The organism is Paraflavitalea sp. CAU 1676, assembly GCF_029223285.1.
Lineage (GTDB): Bacteria > Bacteroidota > Bacteroidia > Chitinophagales > Chitinophagaceae > Paraflavitalea.
In genome coordinates this window covers 251,848-268,529 of the sequence record NZ_JARHUJ010000003.1, presented here as the reverse complement: position 1 = coordinate 268,529, position 16,682 = coordinate 251,848, and the positions used below count along the sequence as shown (strand labels likewise).

The 16,682-nt window shown below is 50.9% G+C and carries 12 protein-coding genes; 4 read left to right on the top strand and 8 right to left on the bottom strand.

The annotated features are described in order from the left end of the window. Positions 1 to 104 precede the first annotated feature (104 nt). From P2H89_RS09965 to P2H89_RS09955, 3 genes are all read right to left on the bottom strand, one after another. Positions 105 to 626 (bottom strand): GNAT family N-acetyltransferase, encoded by a 522-nt coding sequence (locus P2H89_RS09965; protein WP_275826571.1) that lies wholly within the window; start codon positions 624 to 626, stop codon positions 105 to 107. Next, positions 620 to 1,414: a hypothetical protein gene (locus P2H89_RS09960; protein WP_275826570.1), complete on the bottom strand. Its 795-nt coding sequence runs from the start codon at positions 1,412 to 1,414 to the stop codon at positions 620 to 622. The genes P2H89_RS09965 and P2H89_RS09960 overlap by 7 nt, the downstream gene beginning before the upstream one ends. 115 nt (positions 1,415 to 1,529) lie before the next feature. After that, positions 1,530 to 3,125 carry a peptide chain release factor 3 gene (locus P2H89_RS09955; RefSeq protein WP_275826569.1) on the bottom strand — a complete coding sequence of 532 codons (1,596 nt, stop codon included), beginning with the start codon at positions 3,123 to 3,125 and terminating at the stop codon, positions 1,530 to 1,532. A gap of 745 nt (positions 3,126 to 3,870) precedes the next feature. Here P2H89_RS09955 and P2H89_RS09950 point away from each other — a divergent pair. Further along, the gene (locus P2H89_RS09950) at positions 3,871 to 5,772 is read left to right on the top strand and encodes a hypothetical protein (protein WP_275826568.1); all 1,902 of its coding nucleotides are present in this window, start codon (positions 3,871 to 3,873) and stop codon (positions 5,770 to 5,772) included. Here the strand turns inward: P2H89_RS09950 and P2H89_RS09945 are convergent. After that, entirely contained in the window at positions 5,769 to 6,638 is an 870-nt protein-coding gene (locus P2H89_RS09945; protein ID WP_275826567.1) for an aldose 1-epimerase family protein, read from the bottom strand. The two genes, P2H89_RS09950 and P2H89_RS09945, sit on opposite strands and share 4 nt — an antisense overlap. A 147-nt stretch (positions 6,639 to 6,785) precedes the next feature. Between P2H89_RS09945 and P2H89_RS09940 the strand changes: the two genes are divergently transcribed. The 3 genes from P2H89_RS09940 (at position 6,786) to P2H89_RS09930 (ending at position 10,013) form a co-directional block, all read left to right on the top strand. Further along, complete coding sequence (locus tag P2H89_RS09940; RefSeq protein WP_275826566.1) at positions 6,786 to 8,036, top strand: ABC transporter permease; 1,251 nt, start codon at positions 6,786 to 6,788, stop codon at positions 8,034 to 8,036. A gap of 52 nt (positions 8,037 to 8,088) precedes the next feature. Further along, positions 8,089 to 9,114 (top strand): tRNA (adenosine(37)-N6)-threonylcarbamoyltransferase complex transferase subunit TsaD, encoded by a 1,026-nt coding sequence (gene tsaD, locus P2H89_RS09935; protein WP_275826565.1) that lies wholly within the window; start codon positions 8,089 to 8,091, stop codon positions 9,112 to 9,114. Positions 9,115 to 9,299: 185 nt separating this feature from the next. Continuing rightward, positions 9,300 to 10,013, top strand: a complete 714-nt coding sequence (locus tag P2H89_RS09930) for a methyltransferase (RefSeq protein WP_275826564.1) — start codon at positions 9,300 to 9,302, stop codon at positions 10,011 to 10,013. A gap of 166 nt (positions 10,014 to 10,179) precedes the next feature. Here the strand turns inward: P2H89_RS09930 and P2H89_RS09925 are convergent, their stop codons facing one another. The 4 genes from P2H89_RS09925 to P2H89_RS09910 form a co-directional block, all read right to left on the bottom strand. After that, the gene (locus P2H89_RS09925) at positions 10,180 to 11,523 is read right to left on the bottom strand and encodes a T9SS type A sorting domain-containing protein (RefSeq protein WP_275826563.1); all 1,344 of its coding nucleotides are present in this window, start codon (positions 11,521 to 11,523) and stop codon (positions 10,180 to 10,182) included. Between the two features lie 26 nt (positions 11,524 to 11,549). Beyond that, positions 11,550 to 13,322, bottom strand: a complete 1,773-nt coding sequence (locus P2H89_RS09920; protein WP_275826562.1) for a hypothetical protein — start codon at positions 13,320 to 13,322, stop codon at positions 11,550 to 11,552. Between the two features lie 161 nt (positions 13,323 to 13,483). After that, the gene (locus P2H89_RS09915) at positions 13,484 to 15,250 is read right to left on the bottom strand and encodes a hypothetical protein (protein ID WP_275826561.1); all 1,767 of its coding nucleotides are present in this window, start codon (positions 15,248 to 15,250) and stop codon (positions 13,484 to 13,486) included. 210 nt (positions 15,251 to 15,460) lie between these two features. Further along, positions 15,461 to 16,663, bottom strand: coding sequence for an NAD(P)-dependent oxidoreductase (locus P2H89_RS09910; protein WP_275826560.1), 1,203 nt, complete (start codon positions 16,661 to 16,663; stop codon positions 15,461 to 15,463). Positions 16,664 to 16,682: the final 19 nt, after the last annotated feature.

Genomic DNA, 16,682 nt, shown 5'->3' with positions numbered 1-16,682 from the left:
GTGGTAAGATGAGCAGCCTTGCGATCGGTAGGTTTGCTTAATTATGCGTCGGGCTTTCTTCTCAACGTTTTTTCACGTCGGCTCGTTTCTTATTTCTCCCGCCATCAACTGATAACTTTGTCAACCCGCTTCTTCCACCAGAGCATATCTCCCTTGCGCGTGAATTGGGTGAAGTTGTTCTTGATGAGGACTTTTATCGATGCTTCATTGGCCACATCTGTTTCGGCGAGCAAGACCAACACATCGGGGCGTTGGCAGCACCAGTTTACCATGCCTGCCACAGCTTCGGACATAAAGCCTTTTCCCTGGTGGTGGGGCATGGTACCATAACCGATCTCTATTTCCCCATTTCCGTTGGGTACTCCTTTAAAACCGAGTTCGGCCACGATGAGTTTGGTCGATTTCTCTACAACGATCCAGAAGGTATAGAACAGGTAGTTGTCGGCGGTGGCGTCGACCATTTGCCGCATGGTAAACTGCTGCACCATGTTCTGCACGGCCGGGGCAATCGTGCGCCCCGTGCAGGTAAGTCCATGCGACCGCTCAAACAGGTCGTTGGCCCGCAGGTACAGGTGAAGCTGGTCTTTGTTCAGCGGCATGATGAGCAGCCGGGCGGTTTCTACCATCGTTTGAAGTTAGGGAAATGCTTAGCTTGTTTTTCTATTTCATTCCAGATATACTTTGTCCAGTCTTCCTGGTCCATTGCAACGATAATTGTTTTGAACTTGTGCTGGTTTCCTTCGATCGCAAGCCCTGTTGAATCATCAACGTGAATGTCGATGCCGAAGGCTGGCGGATATTTGGAGCATTGTTGCTTATTCACCGGTACTGTTTTGAGATGGATCTGCCGGTTGATCACCTGTTCTACGCGAATATCGTAAGACCTTAGTAACATCCTGATCCGGCGCACCGGGCGCAGGGAACTGGTATAAATAGAAATGGAATGCCCCTCGGCCTGGAGCGACTTGATTAAAGCCACGGTGCCAGCGCGAAGCCTTTCTTGTCCTAGTAATTTTTGCCACCATTGTCGCGGTTCGGTTGCAAAAGGGAAAGAGTAAGCGATCAACGTATCATCGAGGTCGAAAGAGATTCTAAGGGAGGGTTTCTTGAGAATACGCTTGTTGCCACATGCAGCGCAAAAGGTTGCTTTCGTAGTTCGGTAGGGCTTGCCGCATTGCTCGCAGGGTGGCCCATACAAACCTACCATGTGGTGCATAACAGCATTGAAGTTAGTTTCTTCCCAGCCTGTTAGAATGTTGTAGTAATTCAATATCAGTTTAAGCCGTTCGTGCAGCATCAGGCCACCGGCTTCCTGTTCTGGCCCCCTATCCATAATTTCACGCACGTGCTGCTCCTCTTCATCTTCGAGCATCGGCACCTCCATCTTGCAGCGCCAGCACCACATCATTTTCATTCAAAAAGGTTTTAAGGGTTGGGGGAGGACGGTTAAGGTTACCCGTACAAAAAATGGCTACCGTTAAGATAGCCATTGAATAGTAAATATGTTGATCTGATGCGGGATTGTTTTGTTAAACCGCTTCTTTATGGATCTCACTGGTGAAGTGGAATTCGATGTCGGGATTGTTTTGCCTTTCGGTATTGAGGAACCACTCGCTTTGCGCCAGGTACACCAGGTGGCCATCCTTATCGGTGGCGATGTTGTTGCCCTTGAAGCGGGCAAAGTCGTCCAGCTTTTTAGCGTCGTTGCTGGTGATCCAGCAGGCTTTGTAATAAGGTTGTGCGCGGAATTCACACGATGCGCCATACTCTTGCAGCAGGCGATATTGGATCACCTCAAACTGCAGTTCACCCACGCAGCCGATGATCTTTTTGTTACCGCCAAACTGGGTAAACAACTGTGCCACGCCCTCGTCTGTGAGCTGCATCAGGCCCTTTTCCAGTTGTTTGGTTTTCATCGGGTCCTTATTGACTACTTCCTTAAAAATTTCAGGGGAGAAGGAAGGTATTCCGGTAAAGTAGAATTCTTCTCCTTCGGTAAGGGTATCGCCAATCTTGAAGTTGCCGGTGTCGAACAAGCCCACTACATCGCCGGGATACGCCGATTCAATGACGTCCTTATCGCGGGCCATGAAGGTATAGGGATTGCTGAAACGTACATCTTTATCGAGGCGAACGTGGTGAAAGTATTTGTTGCGCTCGAACTTGCCCGAACATACGCGTAAAAAGGCGATACGGTCACGGTGCTTGGGATCGAGGTTCGCGTGGATCTTGAATATGAAGCCGGAGAATTTGTCTTCATCAGGACATACTTCGCGCAGTGAAGTTGGCCGGCACAGGGGCAGCGGCGCTATACGGATAAACGTATCGAGCATTTCCTTTACGCCGAAGTTATTGATGGCGCTACCAAAAAATACAGGCGCCACGTTGCCGGCCAGGTATTCCTTCGACTCCAATTCTCCGTATACACCATCTACCAGTTCAACATCTTCCCGCAACAGGGAAGCGTCTTTATCGCCCAGGCGATCGTCGAGTATTTGCTCCGAAAGGTCCGAGATGCGGATGGAATCTTCCTCAGTGGCCTTGGTATTAGCGGTAAATAAGTTCAGGCTTTTATCGTGCAGGTTATACACCCCTTTGAAGTCCTTGCCGCTGTTGATGGGCCAGGTCATGGGGTGCAGGTGTATCTTCAGTTCGTTCTCGATCTCTTCGAGCAGGTCGAATCGGTTCTTACCATCGCGGTCCATCTTGTTGATGAACACGATCACGGGCGTGCTGCGCATACGGCATACTTCCATGAGGCGGCGGGTTTGGTCTTCCACCCCATTCACGCTATCCACCACCAGGATAACGCTGTCTACGGCTGTGAGGGTGCGGTAAGTGTCTTCTGCAAAGTCCTTGTGACCAGGGGTATCGAGCAGGTTAACGAGAATGCCATTGTACTCAAAGCTCATAACCGAGGTCGCCACCGAGATACCCCGCTGCCGCTCGATCTCCATGAAGTCGCTCGTAGCGTGTTTCTTGATCTTGTTGCTCTTTACGGCGCCGGCAGTCTGGATGGCTCCACCAAACAGGAGGAACTTTTCCGTGAGGGTCGTTTTACCGGCATCGGGGTGAGAGATGATGGCAAAGGTTCTGCGCTTCTGGATCTCGTTAATATATTTCATTCAGTAAAAAAGGTTAGTCTGATTGTTCCTTAATAGTCAATAAGTTGCCGCAGGGTTTTCTGTTGATCGATGGCCCTGCAGCCCTTTTCAAAACAGGTGCAAAGCTACCGAATCGGCCGCAGATTTGGCGCAGCGAAAAGGGATAAAAGCGCTTAGGCGGAAAGGGAAATGCAGGATGTACATCGTTGCGGGTGGCGGTGTGTTGATTGCCCATTTTGGGAAAGTGGCCTGTCCGGGCCGACTTGATAAATGCTAATTTTACGCTTAAGTGATTGATTATTAAATGTTAGCAATGTGCTCATCCACAGGTAACGGCACTGGGATTTACATACCATTCTCGCTGAATGGCCTGTAACTGCTTGATTATAGCTAGGTTACCTCTACCTGAACAGCACCCGGATATAGCGGTAATGGCACTGTTTAGTGCATGTCAGTGCGGGTTGTAGAGGCATTCAGTGCCATTATGAGAGGAGAACGCTACAGTTGCACATGAATCCCACGCCCACTATCGGCAGCCGGCAGGCCGTTTGGACGGGGCGGTTGCCACTCCGTCTTCCGACATTAGCCTGCGTTACCGGCACCGCTTGCCCGGACCCTACTGCATACGTACTGGAATTTTGCCAAGAGGGAGTGAGGTGACATAAAAGGGAGGACTTTCATCCGCTCAGCGAGGCATGGAATTCGGTTCACGGGTTTTACCGTTTTGCCCTATATTGTTATCGAATACCCCTCAACTTTATACCGTATGAAAATCCCCGTTCTCCTGAGGCAAGGTGCTTTAATGATGCTGCTGGCAGTCAGCGGTCTTCCCGTGGCGGCTCAAACCGTAAAGCTGGTTGATGGCCGCAACGAGTCATTTTGCCGTGAAACCAAGCAATTGATCGAAACGAAGCCGCGGGACGTGCTCTATGGCGTTCATATAAATGCCCAGGGAGACGTTAATTTCTCTATGAATAACCGGGCATGGTTCGATAAGATCTTCAAAAATCCGCAGGATGGTATCACGGTCGACCTGGTTCTCAAAGATCGTTATGCCTGTAACAGCACCAATTATGCTTCCCATACTTTGCCAAAGGGCCGGTTCATGCAGCCGGTTTTCCTCAACAGCCTGCGCAAGGGAATCGTCGATAATGGGCTCGATCAAATAGAGATCAAGATCGGTACGGTGCCGCCCGAACTAAGGGGCAGACTGCGCGATCTGGAAGGGAACCTTGTTATTCTGAAGGATGGCGTTATTTGCTATTACACTTTCCTGGTAGATATAGAAAGAGCCCTATGGGATTTGTTGCCTTTGGGACTGCATACCGATACGGTGATCAATACCGACAAACTGCTCGACACTACGGTAAAGGAAAAGATACTGTACACCAGGAAAATACAGGTTACGGTCCCTTTTGCAAAAAGTAAGGCACCTTTCAACAAGGCCGACCTGAAGCCTTTATACGACTCGCTTCACCTCACCGACTTCCGCATAAAAAAGATCGATATCCGGGCCTATTCGTCTGTAGAGGGGTCCGAGCAAGCCAATCATCAGCTACAGCAGGCAAGGGCCAGGTCTATGATCCAGGCGCTGCAACAATATCAAACAGCTGGTATCAAAAAAGACATGATCGTGGCGGAGAATTGGGTGGAATTCAACCGGGATGTTCAGCAAACGACTTTTGCCAGCTATGCCAGTCTTACGCGGGAGGGTGTGAAGGCTAAACTGACCGACAAAACGGTGGCAGCCCAGCTTGAACCAGTACTGGCCAAACATCGCAAAGCCGTAGTGACCATCTACCTCGACAAAAAGAACGGCATGGAGACTGTTGCTGGTGAAAACCTCGCCAGCCAGTTTAAAACTGCGCTGGCGCAGAACCAGGTATACAAAGCCTCCTTGATCCAGGAGGAAGTATACAGCCGCATCGCGGATAGTCGCCTGCCATCGAGCTTTGCCGATAAACTGGAGATCCCGCAGGAAAAAGAGTTCAGCATCCTGCTGTCAAACAGGGAGACTTACCGGTATACGCTCGGACTCATTGATGAATGGGAGGCGCTGGAGAATTTTCAATTACTGTTCAAACTGGATTCTTCCAATGGACGTATCCGGTACAATATCTGTGCCCTTAACTTCAAATTCTGGCAATATGATACGGCCTTCCTGAAGCCTGCCCAATTTCTGCAGGACATTAACGCATTGAAGCAGTTCAATATCGCTAACGCACTTGTTCAAAGAATGCTGATCAACTACCATATCATCACCTGCGAACATAGCCGCTACCGCCGCGACTATGCCAAGCGCGATCGGTCGCTTCAATACATCATCAGCAGTTATGAACAATTGCCTTTATCGGACGAGGAAGTGTTTTCATTGGCCAAATACCTGAGTCATAATGCGCATCGCAACGAGGCCGAAAAACTGGTGGCAAAGCGGGTTGTGAGCATCGACGTCAATGAAGACCTCTTGTTCTACTACCTCAATCTGCAATTTTATAAGGCAGTTGACGATTATAAAGTGACGTATAAATCCGAGATCGAGAATGCCATCAGTCTTAATAAAGCCCGCTTTTGCCGATTCTTTAACTCTATCAATTACGGAGGTGCGAGCTTCCAGCTCCTGGGTAACAAAAGCCTTTGGGAATTGCATTGCGAGCACTGTACGCCCTAGAACACACTCACCGTCCAGGTGCGGGTGAAGACTTCTTTGGGTTTTAATTTGTTGATACCCTCTTTTTCGGTGATCTGCTGGCTGGCTCCTACTCCATCGGCAATACCGCACCAGGGTTCCAGGCATACGAAGTCGGCATTTTTAGCGGCCCAGATGCCGAAGAACGGGAAGCCGGGGAAGTCCATATCGATGCCATGATTGGTCTTTTCGGAGCGCAGGGAGATGCGGGAAGACTTAAGTGCCTTTAACACCAATGCATCTTTCTGGAACAAGGCCTTGGTGAGCGGCAACTGGCGCGTACCCTGCAGCAAGGTCTGTGCCGGCTCATCGATCAGTCCATCGGGGGATATAGGCCAGCGCGGCGCCGTTTCTTCCCGCTCGAAGGAGAGGACATAATCGTCGTAACTGGTATCGCCCGTCAGGGGTACCCGGAAGGCCGGATGGCCGCCCACCGAAAAATACATCTCCTCCTTGCCCGTATTGGTTACCTCGTAGGTTACGGCCAGCGAATTGCCCAGGGCGGTGTACCGTATGCGGAACTCGAAATGAAAAGGGAATACTTTCAGTGACTCCTCATTGCTTTTGATGAGGAAGGTGATCGCATCGGGGGCCTGGGTTTCTACCGCAAACTGCTGGTCGCGGGCAAAGCCATGTCGGGGTAATGTATAAGGCTGATCTTTATAAAAAAACTGGTTGTTCTTCAGGGTACCAACGATGGGAAACAGGACCGGCGAGTATTTGCCCCAGAAGGCGGGATCGCCGCTCCACATATATTCCTGTGCATATTCCTTGTGAACGAGACTGGTAAGTTCGGCGCCTTTCGGATTGATCACGGCCTTGATTGCCGGACTTTCTATCGTAAACATTGCTTGTCGATTAAGGATGTTGAATGATGGATTGCTGATCATGGATGTCAGATCGCGAATTTCGGACTTGCGTAACAATTTTCCCCCGATTACTACCAATAAAATAATTAACCCTTTTCGTTGACCGGATTATCTTAAATTTGATACATGCGTCGTGTACTCGAAATACTGGGCAGCAGCCTTAACCTTATGTGGCAGGAGTTCAAATCCCACAAGATCCGCACGCTCCTTTCGCTGAGCGGGGTGGCTTTCGGTATTTTCTGTATCATCAGTGTACTGGCAGCGGTGAACAGTCTGGAATATGCCGTGCAGAACGATATAAAGGCGCTTGGTTCCAATACCGTCTATATCGACAAATGGGAATATGCCGATGGCGGTAATGATTATCCGTGGTGGAAATATGTAAAACGTCCCGATCCCTCCCTCGATGAAATGACTGCCCTGAAGCAAAGGGTGCCCGGTGCGGCCAATGTGGCCTTCAATATCAGTACCACCAGTACGCTTGAAGTGGGTGATAACAGCGTTTCCGGCATTAATTACTATGGCATTACCGATGAATTCATCAATATTCAGCCGATCGAAATCCAAATGGGTCGCTACCTTCAGCAATCTGATTTCGATTATGGCACCAACGTGTTTGTGATCGGTCACGAAGTGGCGGTTAACCTGTTTGGCAACCCCGACAAAGCAGTGGGCCAGCTTGTGAAGATGAAAGCCGGTAAACGCGGTTTGATCGTCGGACTCATCAAAAAGCAGGGTAAAAGCATTATCGGTGGATGGGAGTACGACAACAGTATCCTGATGCCGGTTGGTTTTATGAAACAAATGGTGCGGGAGAAGAGCAGCAATCCCATCATCATGGTACAGGGTAAGGAAACCGTGCCCATGGAACAGCTGAAGGATGAACTGGCCGGCGCCATGCGCTCCATCCGCAAACTGAAACCTACGCAGGAAAATGACTTTTCCCTAAACGATATCGATGCCTTCAGCAGCTTCTTCAGCGGTATCTTCACCAATATCAATAAAGGGGGCTGGGCTATTGCCGCGCTTTCACTCGTGGTGGGCATGTTTGGTGTAGCCAACATCATGTTCGTAACCGTGCGTGAGCGCACCTCGCAGATCGGGCTGAAGAAAGCCATCGGCGCCAAGAGTTCTACCATCCTCACCGAATTCCTGCTCGAATCGGCCTTCCTGTGTATCATGGGCGGCTTGCTCGGCGTTTTGGGGGTGTTCTTGCTTACGGTGATCTCTACAGCTGCCGGTTTCCCGGTATTCATCGCCCCCAGCATCCTGGCGCTGGCCATCGGTATCTGTATTTTGGTGGGTGTACTGGCTGGCATCATCCCCGCCTCCATTGCAGCCCGCATGAATCCTGTGGAGGCCATCCGCAGCAAATAACTGCACTTGGCTTATCTTTGCGTGCTTTTTTAATACCTATCAACGAGAACAATTGTCTACCGTAATACTCGCTATAGAATCGTCGTGCGACGAAACGTCGGCCTCTATATGCCGCGACGGGGTCATCCTGTCGAATGTGATCGCCAGTCAGAAAGTACATGAACAATACGGCGGCGTAGTGCCGGAACTCGCATCCAGGGCGCATATGCAGAATATCGTACCCGTAGTGGATAAGGCGGTGAAAGATGCCGGCATCACCATGCAGGACCTCAGCGCCATCGCTTTTACCCAGGCGCCCGGGCTGATCGGTGCGCTACTGGTAGGCGCCCAGTTTGCCAAATCGCTGTCGCTGGCCCTCGATATTCCCCTGATCGCGGTGCACCATATGCAGGCGCACGTATTGGCCAACCTCATTCCTACCGCTACCAATGGCCAACCCGACCCCAAGCCTTCTTTCCCGTTCCTGTGTCTTACGGTGAGTGGCGGACATACGCAGATCGTGCTGTGCGAATCCCCTTTGAAAATGAAGGTGATCGGCGAAACGATGGACGATGCAGCCGGCGAAGCTTTCGACAAATCGGCCAAGATCCTTGGTCTGCCCTACCCTGGCGGTCCGCTCATCGATAAATATGCCCGCGAAGGAAATCCAAAGCGGTTCTCTTTCCCCGAGCCCAGGATTCCGGAACTGAACTTCAGTTTTAGCGGACTGAAAACGGCTATCCTTTATTTTCTGCAGGAAAATACTGCGGCCGACCCACAGTTTGTGGAGAAGAACCTGTCCGATATCTGCGCCTCCATACAGTACCGCATCATCACCATCCTGATGAATAAGGTGAAGAAAGCGGCCATTCAAACCGGTGTTACCGACATCTGCATTGCCGGTGGCGTATCGGCCAACAGCGGTCTGCGTAGCACCCTTACCGAGTGGGGCAAGCAGTTTAAGTGGAATACCTATATCCCCGCTTTTCAATACTGCACCGATAATGCCGCGATGATAGCGATGACGGCCTATTACAAATACCAGGCAGGCGATTTCAGTACACTGGGCATCGACGTAACGGCCAGGGCCGAATGGTAATGGCTGTTTGGGAGCGGTCCAGATTAAAATTGCGCAGTTTCCGTATAATTACTTTTTGGAATATTTAGGAGGCCATTATCTTTAGGCTGATGAACCATTAGCGTCCCACCTGATTCATCCTATGGAATCTTTACCTGGACTTATCCGGCTCCCGGTTGATCCGATGCCACAAATACAAGCTGCCTATGGCCAATAGTTACTTTCAGTTTAAACAGTTTACGATACACCAGGATCAGTGCGCGATGAAAGTTTGTACGGATGCGTGCATCCTGGGCGCCTGGTTTGCTGCTAAAGTGCCCGACTACTACAATATTCTCGATATCGGCAGCGGTACCGGTTTGCTCATGATGATGCTGGCCCAGCAAACGGAAGCTGAGATCCATGGCATCGAGATCGACCTCGCCGCGTTTAAACAACTCAAGGAAAATATCCATCAAAACGACTGGAAAGAAAGGCTGCGGGTATTTCCCGGCGACGCCCGTACTTACTCCTTTCCGCGTAAATACAATTTCATCATCAGCAATCCGCCATTTTTCGAGAACGACCTGCCTTCGGATGCAGATGCCGAGCAGGTGGCCAAGCACAGCAAGTTGCTGAAGCTGGATGAACTGGTACAGGCCATCGACGACAACCTCGATGCACAGGGCAGCTTTGGCGTGCTGCTGCCTTATCATCGCTGGACCTACTTTCACGAACTTGCCACGGCTCAGGGCTTTCACCTGGTAGAGAATCTGCTGGTAAAACAAAGTCCGCGCCACCCTTATTTCCGCTCTGTTCTTCATTACAGCCGGCACAAAGAGAACTTTGCACCGGAATATGAGTTGACGATCCAAAAGGAAGAAGGAGGCTATACGGATGATTTTGTCGAGCTGCTGAAGAGCTATTATCTCTACTTATAACGCAGCCGGTGTGCTTTCTTCAGCCCATGAAAAAGAGTTGCCGGAAGATGCAGGGCAAATGGTCGTTCAACCAAAAAGGCCCCTACCAGCGGTAAGGGCCTGTAAGTAGCCACTCCAAATTACACCACGTTTAAAGCGCTTTCCTGATTGCGACCTGTTGGTTCTTCTACTGTACTATTATTTTCTGTTGAATGTCTTTTTGGCCGGCGAGCTTTAGCAGGTAAGTGCCTGCGGTCAGTTGAGTAACCTGGTGCTGCGTGTTACCGGATATGGGCAGCTGTAGTTTTAATTTGCCGGTCATATCATACACCATCAGCACATCCTTTTCAATGCCTTCCACGTTTACATAAAAATTACCGATCGCGGGTATGGGCCAGGCTTTCAGCACAACAGTCTTGTTGTTGATGCCTGTCACGATGCGAACGACCGACCATACGGCTTGTCCGTTGATGTCTTCCTGTTTCAGGCGGTAATACGATCTGCCGGTAAAGTTGTTGTTGTCGGTACGGGTATAGGCCAGGGGCTGGCTGCTGTTGCCGCCCGTTGCAAGCGATGGCACAAAGCCAAGTGTAGTGAAATTACTTTCCTGCTCAAGTTTTCGTTCAATATGAAATCCTTTGTTGTCGTGCTCGGTGGCCGTTTTCCAGTCGAGCCTTACCTGGCTGCTGTTGGTGCGTTGGGCGGTAAACTGCAGGTCGCTCACCGGCAATATACTGGCTGCATCGAAGAGTGTAAAGGTGCTCAGCTGGTCGATGCCTGTCTTCTCCACATAGTTTAAGCCTGCGCTGCGGCCCGTGTATTGCACGGATTGAAAGCTGTTGCCGCCATTGCCCGAGGACCAAAGGCCCAGCATTTCTTCGGGACGGCCATTCAGTTCGGCATCGAAGTAATAGAACCTTACCGTGGCATTCAGTTGCTGGTTGAAGGTGGGGGTAATGGTATAATACCGGGTGATGCTGTTGCTGCCGTTGATGGGGAATGATTTATGTCCACGTGCGATCTGTACGTTGCCGAGGTTAGCGGCGCTGGTGATCTCCAATCCCAGATTACCCGGATTAACGGCGCTGGGCGTGTTGAGTGCGACTGTGATCATCAGCAATCCGCCATTGGCGCCACTGACATGGCTGGTGGAGGACTCATTCAGTAATTGTGCACCGCTTAGCAGTTGAATATTGCGGTTGTTGAGGTCGAGCATGCCGCCATCGAAACGAATAGACTGACTTACCTGAATGCTATATTGCAACTGCACTGTTGCATTATTCTGCATAGCCAGTTCGAGCCGGGTTAAGGTGGCATTGCCAGTTCCTGTGATGGTTGATGTGGCGCTGCCGGTGAATTTAATAGTGGGTTCTATAGCGGTGGCATTGTGCGCGATGCCCAGGTCGTTTAACACCAGGTAGCTGTTGTTATCGCTTTTGATACTGGTACCGCTGCCGATGGTGAGCTGTGCGGGTAATGTGTGTCCCAACAGCAGCAAGGCTGCCAGTAAGGACGGTATTGTTTTATTCATTCGACATGGTTATTCGTTAAAAGATCTTATTTCACGTTGACCAGTACGTTGATCTTGCCCGTCGTTCCATTATTGAAATCCTGCAGGGCCTTGCCGATCACCTGGCCGGGTTTTACTTTGTCGGGATCGGCCTTCATCGCCACGCCGGGCAGTGAAGAGGTTACCAGCATATCGCCTCTTTTGATGGCGCCACCTTCGAGGCAAACTTTGGTGGGGATCACGCCTACTACACCCATGGGTACTTTATTGGTGAGCTCGCTGTCGATATTTTCTTCAGTAAGCAATACACCGGGTTTGGTAGCGTATACCCCGGCTACGAGGGTACTGTAGGGTTCGGATGATTTCTCCACGGCACGGTCCTGGGAGGTAGAGATCACCAGCACATCGCCGGGCGCATAGGTGTTGATATCGCCGGTTACGTCGAAGGCTTCGGCGAGGTCGGCCCCGCTGTTTTGCGTGCCGCCGTTGAAGAAGGCTTTGCCGACGCCATTGATGCGGGCTACGTTGAGCGTATAGGGATTGCCGGCTCTGAATTCGACCAGGTTACCTACCGTACTACCGGATTCAATAGATAGTACCGTATTGGTGTTGGCGCCGTTGAAGTTGGAAAAACGGGCAACTTTACCATGGCCGGTGGTGGGCAACCAGGCGAAAATAGCATGGCCGGTACCGTAAGCGGACACTTCTAAGCCGTTCCCATTCTTTCTGGCCTGTGCCTCAATGGCAGTTCCATTGCCCTCTGCCAATGCTACAAGGGCCCTGCCGCTTCCATTGAGGTTGGATGCATGGAATACTCCTCCAAAACCTCCGTAACCGGAAGTCCGGCCATATACGCCTGCGGCACCAAAATTATTGGAGGCAGTAGTTACCTCTGCTCTCACGGCTGGTGCTGTGGCGCCGGCCTGGTCGACTTTGAAACTACCAGCAATTCCATTGCCTACGGTTGTAACTGTGATGACATCGCTGTTGTTGGATTCGTTGTAGTTTTCGAATTTTCCTGCCCGACCGGTGGCATAAGGATATACCTGCCCGACTATAGCAATGCCCGTACCTGTTCCGTCTATGGTGCTTTCCACTCCATTGCCATTGATAGCATTTGCCTTGATGGCGTTGCCCTTTCCATTTGCTCCTGCTGCCAGGGCAGTAGAGGCGAAATCCGGATGGGATGCATAAAACTGCCCGGCATATCCACCAGGTCCAGACGCCTCTGCTAAGATGGCGGCCGCTCCGAAATTGGAATATTTGGTATTGACGCTGGCCCTTACAGCTGCAGCCAGACTAGTGGGATTGTTGATGGCAAAGGATGCCGCATTCCCAAAACGTATATTATAACCATTTCCCCTCCCATAAGACACCACATCAAGCAGGTTCGAATCAATGTTCTCTACATTGTAGTTTACAAATTGGGCGGCTTTACCGCCATCGTTACGGCCATAGATAGCAGCTCCTTTTCCGTTATTGGTAACAGAGAATACCTGGCTGGCACTGGTGGCATTGCCTGCATATGGAAGGATCAATCCGCTACCTCCACCAGGAGCAAGGTTGCTCCAGGCTGTTCCGTCGAAGAACCAGAAAGAGCTGGTGTTGGTATCGAAGACCAGCAGACCTTTAGCCGGTGCTGCTACAGCAGTTCGTTCGGCGGTGGTTAACCGCGGTATCAGGAGTCCCTTCGTGGTGCTTTTGATGTCCAGGGCGGCGCTGGCATGCGCCAGGGTGCCATCATTGTTAAGCGCAACGCTTTGTGCGAACCCTGCTGAGCAGGTAAATGCTATCGATAAGGTGATGAAAAGAGATTTCATAATAGGTAATGTTTACTACAATTGGTTATTTGATTGGTTAAAGTCTGTGCCATGTTGTTATGGCTGCACAAAAATGGTGTAAGCCTTTACTGTGTGGAAAATTATGCAGGCTGACAGGATAAGATGTGCGCCGAACCGGCTTAAATAACCGCTGTAGTGTATTACTTCACATTGACCAATACGTTGATGCGTCCCCTAGCCGCACCGTTGAAATCCTGCAGGGCCTTGCCGATCACCTGGCCGGGTTTTACCTTATCGGGATCGGCCTTCATGGCTACGCCTGGCAGTGAAGAGGTTACCAGCATATCGCCTCTTTTAATGGCACCGCCTTCGGTGCATACGTTAGTAGGAATCACTCCTACCACGCCCATGGGTACTTTGCCGGTAAGTTCGCTGTCGATGTTTTCCTCGGTCAGCAATACGCCGGGTTTGGTGGCGTATACACCTGCTACCAGGGTGCTGTAGGGTTGGGATGATCTTTCTACGGCGCGGTCTTTAGTAGTGGAGATCACCAGCACGTCGCCGGGCGCATAGCTATTGACATCGCCGGTTACGTCGAAGGCTTCGGCTATATCGGCGCCGCTGTTTTGGGTACCGCCGTTGAAGAAAGCTTTGCCGGTATTGCTGATGCGGGCGACGTTGACGGGGGTAGAACCTGCTTTGAAAACAGCCAACGGTCCCGTGCTTTTTGATTCAACCGTGAGCACGGGGTTGGGATTATTTAATGTACTGTGATAGAAGTATGCAGCCCGTCCAGTATTTTGGGTGCTATAGCCTTTTATTGCTGTACCGGTGCCCATGACATAGGTTTGTATTCCATCTCCCTCATTGTCTGAACGTACAAACAAAGCGTCTCCGGCGCTTTGTGAATAGGCAAACAGCCCTACCGCTTTGCCGGTCACTGCGGTGGCTTCGAAATAACCACCAGCCCCTCCTGTCCCCCTTGCATAGCCGGCCACGGCTGCCCGGCCATAATCAAATACTGCATCGGTGTTGATCTCTGCACGAACAGCAGCATATGCTGAGTTAGGGTTATCTATTTTAAAATGCGCGACATTATTAAAACCTTTAGTAGTGGCGTAGATGACTGGCGTGTAATTTTCAGTGTTGAAGTTTTCGAACTTTGCAGCATGACCGGTGCCCGTCGACGACACGGAAGCATACAACGCGTTGCCGGCGCCCAGATGGGTTGCTTCAATTGCATTGCCTGTTTTCTTTGCCGTTGCACTGATGCCATTTCCATTCCCTTCTACGATGGCAGCAATGGCATTGCCGTTTCCGGTAGTGTTTGACGCATGAAACAAGCCGGCTACGCCCCCTGTGCCAGCCGATTCGCCGAATAGTGCCGCCGTTCCAAAATTGCCAAAAATAGTGTTGATTTTGGCCCTCACTGCAGCTGCTACACTGCTTGTGTTATCGATGGTGAAGGAGGCAGCATTTCCGTACCGGTTATCACTGACCTTACCACTACTTTTCGAGTATACCTCTACCAGGTTTGAGTCAGCATTGGTGGAGCTGTTGTTTGCAAAATGCGCCGCTTTCCCTGCATCGTTACCGGCAAACAGGGTGGCTCCATTTCCGGTATTTCTCAAGGAGAAAACATTATTGGCGCTACTGGCCGTGCCTGCGTAAGGAAGCGCAAATCCGCCGGCTCCCTGCGCTGCGGCAAGGTTGATCCACTGGGTGCCGTTGTGGAACCAAAATGAGTTTACATCGGTATCGAATACCAGCAATCCTTTGGCCGGTGCGGCAATGGCTGTGCGTTGGGCAGTGGTAAGCCGTGGTATCAGTAACCCCTTGGTGCTGCTTTTGATATCGAGCGCTGCGCTGGCGTGGGCTACCGAGGCATCGTTGTTGATGGCAACGCTTTGGGCAAATGTAGCGCTGGCAGCGAGTATGATCGCTACGCTCAGGTAGAGAGATTTCATAACTATAAGTTTGTAATAATGGTGATTGGATGAAGGCGTTTATGCGCCCCTTGTTTCATGGCATTACAAAGTTGATCACTGGCAGTCGCGGGAGAAAACTTTTGAAAACGAAAACGAAGTATTTCAATCGAAACGTTGAAAATGCCTTTTGGAGCGTTGCGGGTGGAAAGGGGGATCGTTGTAGGTTGAAGGTGCCTTGTATGCAATAGCTTACTGAGCCGCGTAATCGCTCAGGTAATCGAAGTGCGCGGTGAGGGTGCCGCCTTTCAGCATCGTAGCGTGCTCAATGACCCTTGATCCATTGCCGCGCAGCAGGTCTTCCAGTATGTACTTAATAAGCTGCTCGCCAAAATAGCGGCTGGCATCACGGGGCAGTTCGTTGGGCAAATTGCCCACGGCCATTACATCGATGCTGCCGGGCAGGTAAGGCGCTGTTTTCTGCCGCGTTGCTTTGTCTACGCCGTATAGGGGGTCTTCGATGGTTTGGTCGCCCAGGTTGATGGGTACCGATCCAAACGCATCATCTGTAATGTCGGCGATGGTTTGGATACGAAAGGTGGGATTACTCACTTCACTGGCCTCAAACAACCGGGGCATTTGTTGATCCCAATAAATGCCGTTCATCAGGATATCCGTTTCGTAGGCATAGGGAAGAAAGCGACTCGTATAGGTCTCCGGGTGTGCATGAAAATGTGAACGGTTATATAGGCTGGCATCCCGGGGCTGATAGAGATCGGGACCTTTTAGTTGCGTGTACACCGGGTAGGAGAATTGACGGGCCAGGTATTCGTCGGGCTCTACTTCATGAATGCCCATGAGGTTCATGACCTCGAGTATGCCATGCGCCACGCGTCCGCTGCCGGTTACGGCGATCTTGATGGGTGGTATGCGCAGGCCGAAGTAGGTATGAATGAGTTCCCGGAAACTTTTTTGCCGGTGCACCCTTACAAGGTCATAGGTACCCGCTCGATGGCCCCAGGCCATCATGCCATTGTGCGCGCCTACCACACCGGCAAAGAATCCAAAGCCTATGATGCGTTGCCCATCCTCATGTTCGAGGCATTCGTAATCAATGAGGGTAATTTTTTGCCGCATCATGGCATGGAACAGGCCACGGTTCCAATGTTGCTTTTTACGGGTATGCGAAAAGAACAGGTAGGTTTTGCCCGGCAACAGCATTTGTACAGGCACTTCTTTGATCCCCAACAGGATATCACAATGCCCGAGGTTTTCCTGCACGGCAATGCCGGCCAGTTCATATTCTTTATCGGAGAAGCAGCGGTGGGTGCAGGATTGAACAGTGATCTGCACGTCGGCCGCATTTTTAAGGATCCATTTGCATTGCGCGGGGGTAAGCGCCACCCGGTTGTCGGCAGGCACTTTTCCTTCGCGGATCAACCCGATTCTGATCATATCCGTATCTTTGCCATGA

Excerpts from the sequence above, each read along its gene's own strand:
- P2H89_RS09965 (WP_275826571.1), bottom strand. The coding sequence starts at position 626 with ATGGTAGAAACCGCCCGGCTGCTCATCATGCCGCTGAACAAAGACCAG.
- P2H89_RS09960 (WP_275826570.1), bottom strand. The coding sequence starts at position 1,414 with ATGAAAATGATGTGGTGCTGGCGCTGCAAGATGGAGGTGCCGATGCTC.
- P2H89_RS09955 (WP_275826569.1), bottom strand. The coding sequence starts at position 3,125 with ATGAAATATATTAACGAGATCCAGAAGCGCAGAACCTTTGCCATCATC.
- P2H89_RS09950 (WP_275826568.1), top strand. The coding sequence starts at position 3,871 with ATGAAAATCCCCGTTCTCCTGAGGCAAGGTGCTTTAATGATGCTGCTG.
- P2H89_RS09945 (WP_275826567.1), bottom strand. The coding sequence starts at position 6,638 with ATGTTTACGATAGAAAGTCCGGCAATCAAGGCCGTGATCAATCCGAAA.
- P2H89_RS09940 (WP_275826566.1), top strand. The coding sequence starts at position 6,786 with ATGCGTCGTGTACTCGAAATACTGGGCAGCAGCCTTAACCTTATGTGG.
- P2H89_RS09930 (WP_275826564.1), top strand. The coding sequence starts at position 9,300 with ATGGCCAATAGTTACTTTCAGTTTAAACAGTTTACGATACACCAGGAT.
- P2H89_RS09925 (WP_275826563.1), bottom strand. The coding sequence starts at position 11,523 with ATGAATAAAACAATACCGTCCTTACTGGCAGCCTTGCTGCTGTTGGGA.
- P2H89_RS09920 (WP_275826562.1), bottom strand. The coding sequence starts at position 13,322 with ATGAAATCTCTTTTCATCACCTTATCGATAGCATTTACCTGCTCAGCA.
- P2H89_RS09915 (WP_275826561.1), bottom strand. The coding sequence starts at position 15,250 with ATGAAATCTCTCTACCTGAGCGTAGCGATCATACTCGCTGCCAGCGCT.
- P2H89_RS09910 (WP_275826560.1), bottom strand. The coding sequence starts at position 16,663 with ATGATCAGAATCGGGTTGATCCGCGAAGGAAAAGTGCCTGCCGACAAC.